Origin of the sequence: Streptomyces sp. DG1A-41 (assembly GCF_037055355.1) — a bacterium.
Taxonomy (GTDB): Bacteria; Actinomycetota; Actinomycetes; order Streptomycetales; family Streptomycetaceae; genus Streptomyces.
On record NZ_CP146350.1, the window covers coordinates 2,179,001 to 2,196,316 of the forward strand.

Annotated in this window: 12 protein-coding genes; 7 read left to right on the forward strand and 5 right to left on the reverse strand. The window is 71.4% G+C overall.

Annotated elements, in window-relative coordinates:
• Nucleotides 1–17 precede the first annotated feature (17 nt).
• A complete protein-coding gene (locus V8690_RS10255) occupies nucleotides 18–923 on the forward strand; it encodes a chitosanase (protein ID WP_338777539.1) in 906 nt (301 codons plus the stop codon).
• 183 nt (nucleotides 924–1,106) lie between these two features.
• On the opposite strand, the gene V8690_RS10260 is transcribed toward V8690_RS10255, so the two are convergent.
• From V8690_RS10260 to V8690_RS10270, 3 genes are all read right to left on the reverse strand, one after another.
• Nucleotides 1,107–2,570 (reverse strand): glutamate synthase subunit beta, encoded by a 1,464-nt coding sequence (locus V8690_RS10260; protein WP_338777541.1) that lies wholly within the window; start codon nucleotides 2,568–2,570, stop codon nucleotides 1,107–1,109.
• A complete protein-coding gene (gltB, locus tag V8690_RS10265; protein ID WP_338777543.1) occupies nucleotides 2,563–7,167 on the reverse strand; it encodes a glutamate synthase large subunit in 4,605 nt (1,534 codons plus the stop codon). The genes V8690_RS10260 and gltB overlap by 8 nt, the downstream gene beginning before the upstream one ends.
• A 381-nt stretch (nucleotides 7,168–7,548) precedes the next feature.
• Complete coding sequence (locus V8690_RS10270; RefSeq protein WP_338777544.1) at nucleotides 7,549–8,280, reverse strand: VIT1/CCC1 transporter family protein; 732 nt, start codon at nucleotides 8,278–8,280, stop codon at nucleotides 7,549–7,551.
• A gap of 226 nt (nucleotides 8,281–8,506) precedes the next feature.
• On the opposite strand from V8690_RS10270, the gene V8690_RS10275 reads away from it, so the two are divergent.
• Genes V8690_RS10275 through V8690_RS10300 form a run of 6 tightly spaced genes read left to right on the forward strand, consistent with a single transcriptional unit; the run spans nucleotide 8,507 to nucleotide 15,379 of the window.
• The gene (locus tag V8690_RS10275) at nucleotides 8,507–9,568 is read left to right on the forward strand and encodes an ADP-ribosylglycohydrolase family protein (RefSeq protein ID WP_338777545.1); all 1,062 of its coding nucleotides are present in this window, start codon (nucleotides 8,507–8,509) and stop codon (nucleotides 9,566–9,568) included.
• The gene (locus V8690_RS10280) at nucleotides 9,565–10,773 is read left to right on the forward strand and encodes an ADP-ribosylglycohydrolase family protein (protein WP_338777547.1); all 1,209 of its coding nucleotides are present in this window, start codon (nucleotides 9,565–9,567) and stop codon (nucleotides 10,771–10,773) included. Before V8690_RS10275 ends, V8690_RS10280 begins: the two co-directional genes overlap by 4 nt.
• A gap of 7 nt (nucleotides 10,774–10,780) precedes the next feature.
• Nucleotides 10,781–11,950, forward strand: a complete 1,170-nt coding sequence (locus V8690_RS10285) for an ADP-ribosylglycohydrolase family protein (RefSeq protein WP_338777549.1) — start codon at nucleotides 10,781–10,783, stop codon at nucleotides 11,948–11,950.
• The gene (locus V8690_RS10290) at nucleotides 11,938–13,374 is read left to right on the forward strand and encodes an ADP-ribosylglycohydrolase family protein (protein WP_338777550.1); all 1,437 of its coding nucleotides are present in this window, start codon (nucleotides 11,938–11,940) and stop codon (nucleotides 13,372–13,374) included. The genes V8690_RS10285 and V8690_RS10290 overlap by 13 nt, the downstream gene beginning before the upstream one ends.
• Nucleotides 13,371–14,558: a CoA transferase gene (locus tag V8690_RS10295; RefSeq protein ID WP_338777552.1), complete on the forward strand. Its 1,188-nt coding sequence runs from the start codon at nucleotides 13,371–13,373 to the stop codon at nucleotides 14,556–14,558. Before V8690_RS10290 ends, V8690_RS10295 begins: the two co-directional genes overlap by 4 nt.
• Nucleotides 14,555–15,379, forward strand: coding sequence for a CoA ester lyase (locus V8690_RS10300; protein ID WP_338777553.1), 825 nt, complete (start codon nucleotides 14,555–14,557; stop codon nucleotides 15,377–15,379). Before V8690_RS10295 ends, V8690_RS10300 begins: the two co-directional genes overlap by 4 nt.
• A 72-nt stretch (nucleotides 15,380–15,451) precedes the next feature.
• Here the strand turns inward: V8690_RS10300 and lgt are convergent, their stop codons facing one another.
• Together lgt and V8690_RS10310 are read right to left on the reverse strand one after the other, a co-directional pair.
• On the reverse strand, nucleotides 15,452–16,384 hold the full coding sequence (gene lgt / locus V8690_RS10305) for a prolipoprotein diacylglyceryl transferase (RefSeq protein ID WP_338777554.1): 933 nt from the start codon (nucleotides 16,382–16,384) through the stop codon (nucleotides 15,452–15,454).
• An 84-nt stretch (nucleotides 16,385–16,468) separates the two neighbouring features.
• Entirely contained in the window at nucleotides 16,469–17,245 is a 777-nt protein-coding gene (locus tag V8690_RS10310) for a thioredoxin domain-containing protein (protein WP_338777555.1), read from the reverse strand.
• Nucleotides 17,246–17,316: the final 71 nt, after the last annotated feature.

Here is a 17,316-nt window from a genome sequence, read left to right on the forward strand (position 1 = left end):
CAGGCAGGGTGGTCCCAGTGAAGCGTGCCGGTGTGGTGTTCTTCGTCGCTGTTCCCGTGGTCGCCACGGCGGTGGCCTACTTCGTCGCACCCACGGACTCCGCCGAGCCCACCGCGAAACCCTCCGTGTCTGACGCCCAGGCGGCCCGGGAAGAGGCCAAGGACCGGGCCGAGGAGGAGCGGGCGGAGGACGACAAGGTGATCGCGGGGCTGCCCGCGGGCCTGGCCGCCCCGGAGAAGAAGGAGCTGGCGCAGCGGATCGTGGCGAGCGCCCACCAGTCGACGCTGAACTGGCGCGCCCTCTACGGCTCCATCGAGGATCTGGGGGACGGCCGGGGCTACACCGCCGGGATCGTCGGCTTCTGCACCGGCACCCACGACCTGCTCGCCCTTGTCGAGCGCTACACCGAAACCCACCCTGGCAACGGCCTGGCCCGCTACCTGCCGGCCCTGCGCGAGGTCGACGGCACGGACTCCCACGAGGGCCTGGACCCCGGCTTCACCGCGGCCTGGAAGGCGGAGGCGAAGCTCCCGGCCTTCCGCAGGGCCCAGGACGAGCACCGTGACCGTGTCTCCTTCGACCCGGCGGTCCGCCTCGCCAAGCTGGACGGACTGGGCACGCTCGGCCAGTTCGTCTACTACGACGCACTGGTCTTCCACGGCCCCGACACCAGCCCCGAAGGCTTCTACGGCCTGCGCGAACGCGTGCTGCGCGTGGCGGACACACCGGCCGAGGGCGGCAGTGAGAAGGCGTACCTGGACACCTTCCTCGACATCCGCCGCACCACCATGGCCACCGAGCGCCCCGGCGCGGACACGAGCCGTGTCGACACCGCCCAGCGCCGTTTCCTGAACGAGGGCAACCTACGTCTCGAGACGCCGCTGGAGTGGGCCGTCTACGGGGACACGTACAAGGTGCCGTGACCAGGACCGTACAAGGTGCCGCGCCGGCCAGAGGAAAGCGGCGGCGCCTGCCCGTTCGTCCGGTCGGGGACAAGGGGCAGGCGCCGTCTCGGGGGGTCTGGGGAATCCCCCCAGATATCCCGCCCGTACGCCTTTGTACGGGTTGTCTGTGAGTGACCGTCAGGTCAGTCCGTCACCAGGCTCTCAGACCATCAGCGCGCGGTCCGTCGGCCGGATCGGCGCCGGCAGTTCGCTGGCGCCCGTGAGGTGGCGGTCCACCCCGCGTGCCGCCGAGCGGCCCTCGGCGATCGCCCACACGATGAGCGACTGGCCGCGGCCCGCGTCACCGGCGACGAACACGCCCGGCACGTTGGTCTGGTAGTCGTCGTCGCGGGCGATGTTGCCGCGCTCGTCGAGCTCCAGGCCGAACTGCTCGACCAGGCCGTTCTCCCGGTCTGTGCCGGTGAAGCCCATGGCGAGGGTGACCAGCTGGGCGGGGATCTTGCGCTCGGTGCCCGGCTTCGGGGTCAGCCGGCCGTCGATGAACTCCACCTCGGTGAGGTGCAGCCACTGGACGTTGCCGTCCTCGTCGCCCTCGAAGTGGGTCGTCGAGACCGAGTAGACGCGCTCGCCGCCCTCCTCGTGGGCCGAGGTGACCTTGTAGAGCATCGGGAAGGTCGGCCAGGGCTGGTTGATCGGGTGCCGCTCGTCGTTCGGGCGGGGCATGATCTCCAGCTGCGTCACGGAGGCCGCGCCCTGGCGGTGGGCCGTACCGACGCAGTCGGCACCGGTGTCGCCGCCGCCGATGACCACGACGTGCTTGCCCTCGGCCGAGATGGGGGGCGCCACGAAGTCGCCCTCCTGCACCTTGTTGGCCAGGGGCAGGTACTCCATGGCCTGGTAGATGCCCTTGAGCTCGCGGCCGGGCACCGGCAGATCACGGGCCGTGGTCGCGCCGACGGCCAGGACGACCGCGTCGTAGCGCTTCTTCAGGTCCGTCGCCTTCAGGTCGCGGCCGATCTCGATGCCCGTGCGGAAGCGGGTGCCCTCCGCGCGCATCTGCTCGATACGGCGGTTGATGTGCCGCTTCTCCATCTTGAACTCGGGGATGCCGTAGCGGAGGAGGCCTCCGATGCGGTCCGCGCGCTCGTAGACGGCGACGGTGTGGCCGGCCCGGGTCAGCTGCTGGGCGGCGGCCAATCCCGCGGGGCCGGAGCCGATGACGGCGACGGTCTTGCCGGACAGGCGCTCCGGGATCTGCGGGGCGACGTCCCCGGTCTCCCAGGCCTTGTCGATGATCGAGACCTCGACGTTCTTGATGGTGACCGGCGGCTGGTTGATCCCGAGCACACACGCCGACTCACAGGGAGCGGGGCACAGGCGGCCCGTGAACTCCGGGAAGTTGTTCGTCGCGTGCAGCCGCTCCGAGGCGGCGGCCCAGTCCTCGCGGTAGGCGTAGTCGTTCCACTCGGGGATGAGGTTCCCGAGCGGGCAGCCGTTGTGGCAGAACGGGATGCCGCAGTCCATGCAGCGGCTGGCCTGCTTGCTGATGATGGGCAGCAGGGAGCCGGGGACGTAGACCTCGTTCCAGTCCTTGACGCGCTCCTCGACGGGGCGGGACTTGGCGACCTCGCGCCCGTGGTTCAAAAAGCCCTTCGGGTCAGCCATTGATCGCCGCCTCCATCATCTTCTCGTGGGTCTCGGACTCGGAGAGACCGGCTCGCTCGGCGGCGTCCTTGGCGGCGAGCACTGCCTTGTACGTGCTGGGGATGATCTTGCTGAAGCGCTCGACGGCGGTGTCCCACTCGGCCAGGAGCTTCTCGGCGACGGTCGAGCCCGTCTCCTCCTGGTGGCGGCGGACCACGTCGTGCAGCCACTGCTTGTCGGTGTCGTCCAGCGCCTCGACGGCGTCCAGGTTGCCGACGTTGACGTTGTCGCGGTCCAGGTCGATGACGTACGCGATACCGCCGGACATACCGGCCGCGAAGTTGCGGCCCGTCTCGCCGAGCACCACCGCGTGACCGCCGGTCATGTACTCGCAGCCGTGGTCGCCCACGCCCTCGGAGACGACCGTCGCACCGGAGTTGCGGACGCAGAAGCGCTCGCCGACCTTGCCGCGCAGGAACATCTCGCCGCCGGTGGCGCCGTAGCCGATGGTGTTGCCGGCGATGACGCTGTACTCGGCGAGGTGGTCGGCCGCGCGGTCCGGGCGGACCACGATCCGGCCGCCCGAGAGGCCCTTGCCGACGTAGTCGTTGGCGTCGCCCTCCAGGCGCAGCGTCACACCGCGCGGCACGAACGCGCCGAAGGACTGGCCGGCGGAGCCGGTGAAGGTGATGTCGATGGTGTCGTCGGGCAGGCCCGCGCCACCGAACTTCTTCGTCACCTCGTGGCCGAGCATGGTGCCGACCGTGCGGTTGATGTTGCGGATCTGCACCTGGGCGCGGACCGGCTGCGCCTCGGTGGCGTCCGAGGCGGACAGGGCGTCCGCGGCGAGCTTGATCAGCTGGTTGTCGAGCGCCTTCTCCAGACCGTGGTCCTGGGCGATCAGCTGGTGGCGGACCGCGCCTTCGGGCAGCTCGGGCACGTGGAACAGCGGCTCCAGGTCCAGGCCCTGCGCCTTCCAGTGGTCGACCGCGCGGGTGACGTCGAGGGCCTCGGCGTGGCCGACGGCCTCCTCGATGGAGCGGAAGCCCAGCTCGGCGAGGATCTCGCGGACTTCTTCGGCGATGTACTTGAAGAAGTTCACGACGTACTCGGCCTTGCCGTTGTACCGCTCGCGCAGCACCGGGTTCTGCGTGGCGATGCCGACCGGGCAGGTGTCCAGGTGGCAGACGCGCATCATGACGCAGCCGGAGACGACGAGCGGCGCGGTCGCGAAACCGAACTCCTCGGCGCCGAGCAGCGCGGCGATGACCACGTCACGGCCGGTCTTCAGCTGGCCGTCGGTCTGCACGATGATGCGGTCGCGCAGGCCGTTGAGCAGCAGCGTCTGCTGGGTCTCGGCGAGGCCGAGCTCCCAGGGACCGCCCGCGTGCTTCAGCGAGGTCAGCGGCGAGGCGCCCGTACCGCCGTCATGGCCGGAGATGAGGACGACGTCCGCGTGCGCCTTGGAGACACCCGCGGCGACCGTGCCGACGCCGACCTCGGAGACCAGCTTGACGTGAATCCGCGCCTGCGGGTTCGCGTTCTTCAGGTCGTGGATCAGCTGGGCCAGGTCCTCGATGGAGTAGATGTCGTGGTGCGGCGGCGGGGAGATCAGACCCACGCCGGGCGTCGAGTGCCGCGTCTTGGCGACCCACGGGTAGACCTTGTGGCCGGGCAGCTGGCCGCCCTCGCCGGGCTTGGCGCCCTGGGCCATCTTGATCTGGATGTCGTCGGAGTTGACCAGGTACTCGGAGGTCACACCGAAGCGGCCGGAGGCGACCTGCTTGATGGACGACCGGCGGGCCGGGTCGTACAGCCGCTCCGGGTCCTCGCCGCCCTCACCGGTGTTGGACTTGCCGCCCAGCTGGTTCATGGCGATGGCGAGGGTCTCGTGCGCCTCCTGCGAGATGGAGCCGTACGACATGGCGCCCGTCGAGAACCGCTTGACGATCTCGGAGACCGGCTCGACCTCGTCGATCGGGATCGGCTTGCGGTCGGACTTGAAGCCGAAGAGCCCGCGGAGCGTCATCAGCCGCTCGGACTGCTCGTTCACGCGCTCGGTGTACTTCTTGAAGATGTCGTAGCGGCCGGAGCGCGTGGAGTGCTGGAGGCGGAAGACCGTCTCCGGGTCGAACAGGTGCGGCTCGCCCTCGCGGCGCCACTGGTACTCGCCGCCTATGTCCAGCGCGCGGTGCGCCGGGGCGATGCCGGAGGCCGGGTAGGCCTTGGCGTGCCGGGCGGCGACCTCCTTGGCGATGACGTCGATGCCGACGCCGCCGATCTTGGTGGCCGTGCCGTTGAAGTACTTCTCGACGAAGGTCTCGTCGAGACCGACGGCCTCGAAGACCTGGGCGCCGCGGTAGGAGGCGACGGTCGAGATGCCCATCTTGGACATGACCTTCAGCACGCCCTTGCCGAGGGCGTAGATGAGGTTGCGGATGGCCTTCTCGGGCTCGATGCCGGGGAGGAACGTGCCGGCGCGGACCAGGTCCTCGACGGACTCCATCGCCAGGTACGGGTTGACGGCGGCGGCGCCGTAGCCGATGAGCAGGGCGACGTGGTGGACCTCGCGGACATCGCCGGCCTCGACCAGCAGGCCCACCTGGGTGCGCTGCTTGGTGCGGATGAGGTGGTGGTGGACGGCCGCGGTGAGCAGCAGCGACGGGATCGGCGCGTGCTCGGCGTCCGAGTGACGGTCCGACAGGACGATCAGCCGGGCGCCGTTCTCTATCGCGGCGTCGGCCTCGGCGCAGATCTCGTCGATCCGCGCTGCGAGCGCGTCACCGCCGCCGTGCACCCGGTACAGGCCGGACAGGGTCGCGGCCTTGAAGCCGGGCATGTCGCCGTCGGCGTTGATGTGGATGAGCTTGGCCAGCTCGTCGTTGTCGATGACCGGGAAGGGCAGCACGACACTACGGCAGGAGGCCGCGCTCGGGTCGAGCAGGTTGCCCTGCGGGCCCAGCGAGGAGCGCAGCGAGGTGACGAGCTCCTCGCGGATGGCGTCCAGCGGCGGGTTGGTGACCTGCGCGAACAGCTGGGTGAAGTAGTCGAAGAGCAGCCGCGGGCGGTCCGACAGCGCGGCGATCGGCGAGTCGGTGCCCATCGAGCCGATGGGCTCGGCACCGGCCTTGGCCATCGGCGCGAGGATGACGCGCAGCTCCTCCTCGGTGTAACCGAAGGTCTGCTGGCGGCGGGTGACCGAGGCGTGCGTGTGCACGATGTGCTCGCGCTCGGGCAGGTCGGACAGCTCGATCTCGCCGGCCTCCAGCCACTCCGCGTACGGCTGTTCGGCGGCGAGCTGGGCCTTGATCTCGTCGTCCTCGATGATGCGGTGCTCGGCGGTGTCGACGAGGAACATGCGGCCGGGCTGCAGGCGGCCCTTGCGGACGACCTTGGCCGGGTCGATGTCCAGGACGCCGACCTCGGAGCCGAGGACGACGAGGCCGTCGTCGGTGACCCAGTAGCGGCCGGGGCGCAGGCCGTTGCGGTCGAGGACGGCACCGACCTGGGTGCCGTCGGTGAAGGTGACACAGGCCGGGCCGTCCCAGGGCTCCATCAGGTTGGAGTGGAACTGGTAGAAGGCACGCCGGCTCGGGTCCATGGAGTCGTGGTTCTCCCACGCCTCCGGGATCATCATCAGCACGGAGTGCGGCAGCGAACGGCCGCCCAGGTGCAGGAGTTCGAGGACCTCGTCGAAGGACGCCGAGTCGGAGGCGTCCGGCGTGCAGATCGGGAAGACCCGGTCGATCTTCTCCTGGTCGCCGAACAGGTCGGAGACGATCTGGGACTCGCGGGCCGCCATCCAGTTGCGGTTGCCCTTGACGGTGTTGATCTCACCGTTGTGCGCGACGAAACGGTACGGGTGGGCCAGCGGCCAGGACGGGAAGGTGTTCGTCGAGAACCGGGAGTGCACGAGCGCGATCGCGGAGGCGAAGCGGCGGTCGGACAGGTCCGGGAAGAAGGGCTCCAGCTGACCGGTGGTCAGCATGCCCTTGTAGACGATGGTCCGCGCGGACAGCGACGGGAAGTACACGCCGGCCTCACGCTCGGCGCGCTTGCGCAGCACGAAAACCTTGCGGTCGAGCTCGATACCCGTAGCGGGCACGGCCGCGCCGTCGCTGACGAAGATCTGGCGGAAGACCGGCATGGTCGACCGGGCGGTGGCACCCAGCAACTGGGGAGCGACCGGCACCTCGCGCCAGCCGAGGACCGTCAGGCCCTCGTCGGCCGCGATCGTCTCGATCTGCGAGACGGCGTCGGCGGCGGAGTCCTCCGGCAGGAAGGCGGTGCCGACGGCGTAGGCACCGGCCTCGGGCAGTTCGAATCCAGCCACGTCACGAAAGAAGGCGTCCGGGACCTGCGACAGGATGCCCGCGCCGTCGCCGGAGTCGGGCTCGGAGCCGGTGGCACCGCGGTGTTCGAGGTTGCGCAGAACGGTCAGAGCCTGCTCGACCAGGGTGTGGGACGCCTCGCCGGTGAGGGTGGCGACGAAGCCGACGCCGCAGGCGTCGTGCTCGTTGCGGGGGTCGTACATACCCTGCGCAGCAGGGCGAGCATCCATGAAGGACCAGTTCTGGCCATTCGCGGAGTGCTGGGACGGCTGGCGCGGCGTACGCATCGGCTCTCCCGTCGTCGTCATGTGGCATATGCATGGTGCCGAGGGACGACGTTGGCCCTCGCGTGATCGCAAAATTTCGTGCAGGTTACATGATGGAGCGGTTCTCGGGAACCGGGATAATCCGTTCCAACATGCGGACACCGACGGCTCGCGGCAGGGGTACCGCACCGACGGTGGAAGCTATGGGGGCCAGCACGGAACGACCGGGTGAGATCGATGCCCGTCGGGCCGGAGGGCGGGACGGGCGCCTTCGCCCACCCCGCTGATCGCGCCCACGGGCCTCGTTGCCCGCAGCGCTTACGGCTCATGCCCCGTGGTTGCGCATTCGAAACCAGCAAGTAACGGCTACTTATGCGGCCCAACGCATAAGTCCGAGCCGAGTTATCCTACGGCCGTTCCGAACACTGTGCCCAGGGCGTACGTCACACCGGCCGCCGCACCTCCCAGGAACAGCTGCCGCAGCCCGCTGTACCACCAGGTGCGTGCCGTCACCTTGGCCACGACCGCGCCGCACAGGAAGAGGCCGAACAGAGCCAGCAGCACGGCCGGCCAGAGGCTGCTCGCACCCAGCAGGTACGGCAGTACGGGAATCAGCGCGCCCAGCGCGAAGGAGCCGAAGCTCGACACCGCGGCCACGGTGGGCGAGGGCAGATCGCCGGGATCGATGCCCAGCTCCTCCCGGGCGTGGATCTCCAGCGCCTGCTCGGGGTCCTTCGACAGCTGCCGGGCGACCTCACTGGCCAGCCGCGGCTCGACTCCTCTCGCCCGGTAGAGCGCGGCGAGCTCGGCCTCCTCGCACTTCGGGTGCTTGCGCAGCTCGCGCCGCTCCACGTCCAGCTCCGCCTCGACGAGCTCACGCTGCGAGGCGACGGAGGTGTACTCGCCGGCGGCCATCGAGAAGGCGCCGGCGGCCAGGCCCGCGAGTCCACTGAGGACGACGGTGTGCTGACTGACCGAGCCACCCGCGACACCGGTCATCAGGGCCAGGTTGGAGACGAGGCCGTCCATCGCACCGAACACCGCGGGGCGCAGCCAGCCGCCGTTCACATCCCGGTGGGTGTGGTTGTCGCGGTGCGCCTCGTGGAGCGCCGCCTCGGTCTCGATGATGGCCATGAAAGATCCCCGATTCCCTTACCGAGCAGGCTTCTTTGGACAAGTTCCAGATTTTTACAACAGCCAAAGTACGCCGTGAATTCCGGCGCCGCCAGCAAGGAAAGGCTGCGCTAACCTGCGGTTTTACCCTCTGCGCTCACTTGATGATGATCTCGCACAGATGTCGACCGGGTGATGCTGTGGTTCCCGAGGCTCGGGCCGGCCGCCGGAGTGGGACACATTCCGTATGGCATCCATCGCCTGTATCCCCTCCGTCCCGGCGCCCGGGGACGCCGCCGAACTCCGCGCACGGGCCCGCGGCGCACTGCTCGGCCTGGCCGTCGGCGACGCGCTCGGGGCTCCGGCCGAGAACATGAAGCCCTCCGAGATCCGCGCGCGGTGGGGCCGTATCACCGGATACGTCGCCGAGCACCCCGCCGGCACGGACGACACCGAGTACGCGATCTTCTCCGGCCTCCTCCTGGCCCGGCACGGCTCGGCACTGACCCCCGCGCACGTGGAAGCGGCCTGGCATGAATGGATCGCCGACCGCGACGAGGGCCCCTTCCGGGGCGCCGGCTTCAGCGAACGCGGCACCCTGGAGAACCTCCGCCGTGGCCTGGCGGCCCCCATCTCCGCCCAGCACCGGCACGCCTGGAGCGACGGTCTGGCCATGCGCGCGGCCCCCTTCGGGGTGTTCGCGCCCGGCCGCCCGGCGGAGGCGGCCCGGCTGGTGGCGATCGACGGCTCGGTGAGCCATGACGGCGAGGGCATCTACGGCGGCCAGGCGGTGGCGGCGGGCGTGGCGGCGGCGATGGCGGGCGCCCAGCCGGTCGCGGTCGTGGCCGCCGCCCTCGCGGTCGTGCCCGACGACTCCTGGACGGCCCGCTGCCTGCGCCGCGCGGTGGCGGTGGCCCACCGCGGCGAACGCGCGGTCCGCTCCGCGGTCGTCATCGGCGGCTACCCCTGGACCGACCTGGCCCCCGAGGCGGTCGCCCTCGCCTTCGGCGCGTACGCGGCGGCCGACGGCGACTTCGGACAGTCCGTCCTGACGGCGGTGAACATGGGCCGCGACGCGGACACGACGGCGGCGGTCGCGGGCGCCCTGGCGGGCGCGACGCGGGGTGTGTCGGCGATCCCGAAGGCCTGGACGACCCCCATCGGCCCGGTCCGCGGCCGGTGCCTGCCGGCGATGGCGGGCTACCACGTACTGGACGTGGCGGACCTGCTGACACCGGCGGTACGCGACGAGGAGCCGGTGCCGACGGACTTCGCCCTGGCGGGCGACGGAACGGAGGCCCCCTCATGACGCCGCACGAACCGGCAGCCGCCGACGGCGAAGTCGCCCCACGGGAGACCAGGACCCCTCGGGTGACAGTTGCGGGCGGTGCGCGGGTGGGAGACAAAAAGGCCGAAGGCCTCCTGCTCGGACTCGCCGCAGGGGACGCGGCAGGCTGGCCGGCGGCCCGCCACAGAGCCGCCCGCATGCCCGACTGGACCCGCCGCCTCACCCGCGAACTGGACACCTTCGCCGAGCACAACGCCACGACCACCCTCCCCGTTCCCATCGCCCTGAACCAACCCCCCGAGCCCCTCCGCCTGGGCCCCTCCGACGACGCCGAATGGGCGGCCTTCGCCGCGGAAGCCCTCCTCCGAGCCGGCGACGACACCGCCTTCAACGACCTCAGCCGGGAACGCCGCACCCGAGCCGCGATCGACCTCACCTGGAACGCCATCGCCTGCGAGGTGGCCGCGGCAGCGGACCGCGCTCCGGAGATCGAGTCCGCCGTCCTCCCCCTGCGCGCCCGCATCTCCGTCCGCGCCGGCCTCGGCAACCTCGCCACCGGCCTGCGCCCGCCCGCCACCGGCCACGACAACCCCCACTACTTCGACGACGCGGCCTGCGTACGCGCCTGCGTCCTGGCCGTGGCCCACCCGGGCGACCCCCGACGCGCCGCCGACCTCGCCGAGTTCGACGCCCGCTACACCCAGGACGGCGACGGCGTCCACGGCGCCCGGGCGATGGCGGCGGCCCTCGCCCTCGCCCTGGCCGGCGCGGACGTCGACGCCTGCGTCACGGCGGCCCTCGCCGAACTCCCCGAGGAGACGGAGATCGGCCGCAACGCCCGGCACGCCCTGAAGCTCGCGGCCGACGCGGACAGCGCCTTCTCCCTGGTCCCGCCCCTGGAACACCAGATCGTCGACCACGTCTACAGCTACGGCATCGCCGCCGCCGAAACGGTCCCGGTCGCCCTAGCCCTGGCCACAGCGGCCCGCGGCCGCATCGCGGAGGCGGTCCCGGCGGCGGCCTGCCTGTCCCGCGTCGCGGACTCCGCCCCGGCCCTGGCGGGCGCCCTCACCGGCGCGCTGGGCGGCGGCGCCTCGATCCCGGCCTCCTGGCGGGAGACCTGCCGCACCCTCTCCGGCTGCGTCCTCCCCCGCCTCACCGGCACCGACCTCGTGGAACTCGCCGAACTCCTGGAAGCCGCACAACCGGCCCGCCCCGGTGGATGATGCGGCCATGAAGCCCAAACCGCACCAAAACGCCACACTGGACGAGCGGATCACCGGAGCCCTGGTCGGAGCCGCCGTCGGCGACGCCCTCGGCGGCCCCGTGGAGGGCTACTCGCCCGAGCAGATCCTGGAACGCCACGGCGGCCGCGTCCACGGCATCGTCGGCCCCTGGCACGGCGAGGCCTGGCGCACCGCCCGTCCCCTCGCCCCGTACCACAAGGGCGACGGCCACGTCACCGACGACACCTTGATGACCCACGCCCTGATCCGGGTCTACGCACGGGTCCGCGACCACCTCGACGCCTACGCGGTCGCCGACCACCTGGTCCCCGACCTCATGACCGAGCCGCGCTGGATCCCGGAACTGGAGACCGAGGCGCTCCCGCTGCACCGCATCTTCCTGGCGGAGAAATGGCTGGTGACGAGGATCCACTACGGCCATGCCGACCCACGCGAGGCCGGCACCGGCAACATCGTCAACTGCGGTGCGGCGATGTACATGCCCCCGGTCGGCCTGGTCAACGCCGCCAACCCGCGGGCGGCCTACGCCGAGGCCCTCGACATCGCCGGCGCGCACCAGTCGTCGTACGGCCGCGAGGCGGCGGGCGTCCTGGCCGCGGCGGTCGCGGCGGCGTGCACCCCGGGAGCCACCCCGGACTCGGTCGTCTCGGCCTGCCTGTCCCTGGCGAAGGACGGCACGCGCACCGCCATCGAGCGGGTCTGCGAGAAGGCCTCCCGCCACACGGACTTCGAGTCGGCGCTGGGCCCCCTGCGCGAGGCGGTCGCCCCCTACGACACGGTGGGCCCCGACTACCGCGCCCCTTCCCTCGGCGCCCGTCGCCCCTCCCGCCTCCACGCGATCGAGGAACTCCCCGTAGCCCTGGGCATGTTGCTCGTGGCCCGGGGCGACTACCGCCACGCGGTCCTCGGCGCCGTCAACTACGGACGCGACTGCGACTCCATCGCCACGATGGCCGGCGCCCTGGCCGGCGCCCTCGGCTCTCCGATCCCCCAGGACTGGGCCAAGACGGTCGCGGAGGCCAGCCGCCTGGACCTCTGGGAACCGGCCACGACCCTCACGGCCGTGACCCGCGAGATCTTCACCCGAGACACCTCCCGCCGCCGCACCCACGAACACGCCTTCGCATCCCTCGGAGGCCCGGAATGCTCCGCCTGACCTGGGTCCAGCCGGAAGACCTCCTCGGCCACGAACTCCGCCAGGCGACCCAGGACGGCCGCGAACCAAAAGCAATCGCAGCCCGCTGGCGCTCGGCGGGCGGCCCAGAGGCCCCCGCCACCGCAGGCGCATCCCCCACCCCGGCGTCCCGCTACCTCCGCCAACTGGCAGAAGACCTCCTGGACGAACTGGCGGACCTGCCCAGCGCCTTGGCGGACGACGAGCCAACGGACCTGGAGAAGATCAGGTCGCTATGCCCCGAATGGCCACCTAGCCGCGGGCAGTCGTGCCACTGGGGCGGCACCCGTCCCGAAGAGGGCGGCACCCCGCCGGCGCGGGCGAGCGCCCCAACCTCGACCCCGGCCACACCCGAGCAGCACTTGGAATCCGCCTGGCTAGGCCGAGCCGTCGGCTGCCTCCTAGGCAAACCAGTGGAAAAACTCCCCCTGGAAGCCATCCGCCAACTGGCCAAGTCCACCGGCAACTGGCCCCTCACCACCTACTTCACAGCCCGCGGCGTCCCCGAAGAACTCCTCGCCGCACACCCCTGGAACCGCCGCTCGGAAAAAACCTCCCTCGCCGAAAACATCGACGGCATGCCCGAGGACGACGACCTCAGCTACCCCCTCCTCAACCTCATCCTCCTCCAACGCCACGGCAAATCCTTCACCCCCACGGACGTGGCCCGCACCTGGCTCGACGAACTCCCCGCCGGCCGCACCTTCACCGCCGAACGCATCGCCTACCGCAACCTCCTCACCGGCCTGGAACCCCCGCGCACCGCCCGCCACCGTAACCCCTTCCGCGAATGGATCGGCGCCCTGATCCGCGCCGACGTCCACGGCTGGACCAACCCCGGCGACCCGGCCGCCGCCGCGGAACAGGCCCACCGCGACGCCACCCTCACCCACACCGCCAACGGCGTCTACGCGGCGATGTTCACGGCGGCCACCATCGCGAAGGCCGCGACAGGCGGACACGACGTCCACGACTGCCTGCGCACCGGCCTCACCGTCGTCCCGCCAGGCTCCCGCCTCGCCCGAGCCGTCCACCACGCCATCCAACTGGCCCAGGAACACGACGACTTCGACACGATCGTCGACGCACTGCACGCCACCCACGCCGGCACCCACCACTGGGTGCACGCCGTCCCCAACACCGCCCTCATCGCCGCCGCCCTCACTCACGCCGACGGCGACTTCTCCGCCTCGATCTGCCGCGCCGTGAGCGGCGGCTGGGACACCGACTCCAACGGCGCGACCGCCGGCAGCATCGCGGGCCTGCTGACCGGCGACCCCGCGGCCCTGCCCGGCCACTGGACGGCCCCCCTGAAGAACCGCCTGTCCACCTCCATCGGCGACTTCAACGGCATCGGCTTCGACACCCTCGCCCACCTCACACACCGGGAGACCCACCGCTCATGACCGCGCCCCTCACCGGCCTCCGCGTCCTGGACCTCGCCACCCTCTTCGCCGGGCCGCTCGCCGCCACCCTGCTCGGCGACTTCGGCGCGGAGGTCGTCAAGGTCGAGCACCCGGCGAAACCGGACCCGTCCCGCGGCCACGGCCCGTCGAAGGACGGCGTGGGCCTGTGGTGGAAGATGCTCGGCCGCAACAAGCGCACCATCACCCTCGACCTGTCGAAGCCCGGCGGCCGCACCACCCTCCTGCGCCTCGCCACCGGCGCCGACGTGATCATCGAGAACTTCCGCCCCGGCACCCTGGAGAAGTGGGACCTGGGCTGGCCGGAGCTGTCGGCCGTCAACCCCCGCCTGGTCCTGGCCCGCGTCACCGGCTTCGGCCAGTTCGGCCCCTACGCGCACCGCCCCGGCTTCGGCACCCTCGCCGAGGCGATGAGCGGCTTCGCCGCGATCACCGGCGAACCGGACGCGCCCCCGACGCTCCCGCCGTTCGGCCTGGCCGACTCCATCACGGGCCTGACGACGGCGTACGCCGTGCTGACGGCGCTCGCCGCCCGGGACAGGACCGGCGAGGGCCAGGTCGTCGACATGGCTCTGATCGAACCGATCCTGGCCGCGCTCGGCCCCCAGCCCCTCTGGTACGACCAGCTCGGCCACGTCCAGCCCCGCACCGGCAACCGCTCCCCCAACAACGCCCCGCGCGGCGTCTACCGCACCGCGGACGGCACCTGGGTCGCCGTCTCGACGTCGGCCCAGTCGGTCGCGGAACGCGTGATGCGTCTGGTGGGCCGCCCGGAACTGATCGACGAGCCGTGGTTCGCCACGGGCGCCGACCGCGCCCGCCACGCCGACGTCCTGGACGAGGCGGTCGGCTCCTGGATCGCCGCACGCACCCGCACGGACGTTCTGTCGGCCTTCGAGAAGGCCGAGGCGGCCGTTGCCCCCGTCCAGGACATCCGGGACGTGATGGCGGACCCGCAGTACCAGGCCCTGAACACCATCACCACCGTCGACGACCCGGAACTGGGCCCCCTGCGCATGCAGAACGTCCTCTTCCGGCTCTCCGCCACGCCCGGCGCGATCCGCTGGGCCGGCCGCCCCCACGGCGCGGACACCGACGAGGTCCTCACCGAACTGGGCCTGTCCCCGGCCGACCTCACGGCGCTGCGCGCGGAGGGCGCCCTGTGACTGCGGCGTTCCCGCTCACCTGGCTCTACGCCCCGGGCGACCGCCCCCACGTGGTGGCCAAGGCCCTCACCTCCGGCGCCGACATCGTCGTCGTCGACCTGGAGGACGCGGTCGCCCCCGACCGGAAGGCGTACGCCCGTGCCGCCACCGCCGAGCTGCTCGCCGAGCTGCCGCCGGTGCCGGTCCACGTCCGCGTCAACGCCCTGGACAGCCCCTGGGCCGGACTGGACCTCGCCGCCGTGGCCCCGGCTCCCGGCCTCTGCGCCCTGCGGCTCCCCAAGATCACCTCGCCCGCCGAGGTCGTCCGGATCGCCCAGCACGCCGTGCCCACCGGGCTGCCCCTGTACGCCCTCCTGGAGACGGCCCTCGGCGTGGAACAGGCGTACGCCGTCGCCACGGCCCACCCGTCCCTGCGGGGCATCGCGCTCGGGGAGGCGGATCTACGGGCCGACCTGGGCGTATGTGAGGACGCGGGGCTCGACTGGTCCCGCTCCCGGGTGATCGTGGCCGCCCGGGCCGCGGGTCTGCCGCCGCCGGCGCAGTCGGTCCACCCGGACGTCCGCGACGTGGAGGGGCTGGCCGCCTCCTGTGCCCATGGCCGCGCCCTGGGCTTTCTGGGCCGGGCCGCGATCCACCCCCGCCAGCTCCCGGTCATCGAGCGGGCCTTCCTCCCCACGGAGGAGGAGATCGAGCAAGCGGAGACGATCGTCAAGGCTGCTGCTGCGGAGCAGGGCGGCCAGGCCCTCCTGGACGGCCGCTTCATCGACACGGCCGTGGCGACGGCGGCCCAGCGCACCCTGTTCCTGGCACGCCGCCGCTGACACCGCCCATCCCGGAAAACGCCGAGGGCGCCCGGCGATCTTCGGGCGCCCTCGGTCGCATACGGCAGACGATCAGGTCTTCTTCGCCGATCCGGCCTCGTCACCGGCCTCGCTCTCGGCCCCGTCCTCGCCGGACTCCGCCTCGTCCTCGGCCGCGGAGTCCCCGCCGGTCTCACCATCGGAGGTCTCCGCACCCGGTTCCACCACGGCCTCCCGGCCCGGCCGCTTCTTCGCCGAGATCACGAGGTACGTGACCGCGAGCAGGAAGACGAGCATCGCGGTCCACACGTTCAGCCGGAGGCCCAGGATGTGGTGGGCGTCGTCGACACGCATGTACTCGATCCACGCCCGGCCCGTGCAGTACGCGGCGACGTACAGCGCGAACGCCCGGCCGTGTCCCAGCCCGAAGCGCCGGTCCGCCCAGATGACCAGGACCGCGACGCCGATGCACCACAGCGACTCGTACAGGAACGTCGGGTGGTACGTGCCCGGCACCCGCCCGTCCGCGGAGGACGTGATCTCCAGGGCCCACGGCAGGTCGGTGGGCTTGCCGTAGAGCTCCTGGTTGAACCAGTTGCCCCAGCGGCCGATCGCCTGCGCGAGGGCGATACCGGGGGCGATGGCGTCGGCGTACGCGGGCAGCGGGATGCCCCGGCGCCGGCAGCCGATCCACGCGCCCACCGCGCCGAGTGCGATCGCGCCCCAGATGCCGAGGCCGCCCTCCCAGATCTTGAAGGCGTCCACCCAGTCACGGCCCTCGCTGAAGTACAGCTCGTAGTCCGTGATCACGTGGTAGAGCCTGCTGCTGACGAGGCCGAAGGGCACGGCCCAGACAGCGATGTCGGCCACCGTGCCGGCCCGCCCGCCCCGGGCGATCCAGCGCTTGTTGCCGAGCCAGACGGCAACGAAGACGCCGATGATGATGCAGAACGCGTAGCCGCGCAGCGGAATGGGGCCGAGATACAGCACCCCGCGTGACGGGCTGGGAATGAAGGCAAGTTCCATGGCAAGGTCGACGCTACCGTGCCGGACCGGGGCCGCGGCGGGCAGCCCGGCTACGGGTCCATAACAGGGAGGTGAGAAAAGCCCTTACCCCTTGTTCTGCTCCTGCACCATCTGCTTGAGCTTCGCCGGGGTCATCGTCCGGTCCTGGTAGATGTTCTTGCCGTCGAACAGCACGGTCGGCGTGCCCGAGAAGCCGCCCTTGTCGAAGGCCTGGTGGGACTTGGCGACCCACGCGTTGTGCGTGCCGTCCTCGACGCACTTGCGGAAGGCGGGGGTGTCCAGGCCGTCGACCTTGCCGGCCAGCTCGATCAGCTTGTCGGTCCTGGCATAGGCGTCGTCGGCCTCCGGGGGCTGGTTGTCGAAGAGCACGTCGTGGTACGCGGGGAACTTCCCGGCGTCCTGAGCGCAGGCCGCGGCGTTGGCGGCGTTGCGGGAGCCGCTGCCGCGCATGTTGCCGTCGATGAGGGTGACCAGGTGGTACTCCACCTTCAACTGGCCCGCGTTCGTCAGCTCGTGGATCACCGGCCGGTACGCCGTCTCGAAGGACTTGCAGGCCGGGCAGCGGAAGTCCTCCCACACCGTGAGCGTGGACTTGGCGCTGTCCTTGCCGACCGGGATGGCCAGGCCGTCCTTGCCCTGTGCTCCCGAGGGCGCCACGACCGGGCCGGTCGCCTCGCTGTCGTCGTCCTTCCCGGCGTTGGCGGCGACGACGCCGATCACCGCCGCGAGTCCCAGGACGGCCACAACGGCCCCGCCCACGATCATTGCGCGCCGGCGCTTCTCCGAGGCCTTCTGCTTCTCGCGCTCCTCCGCCAGCCGCTCACGGGCGGTGCGCTTTCCCTCACGGTTCTTCTCGCTCACACCCCGGAAACGAACCGGGAGGCGCAATGCGCCTCCCCGGCCCCAGGTCCACCCGTACGGGGGACCTGTAT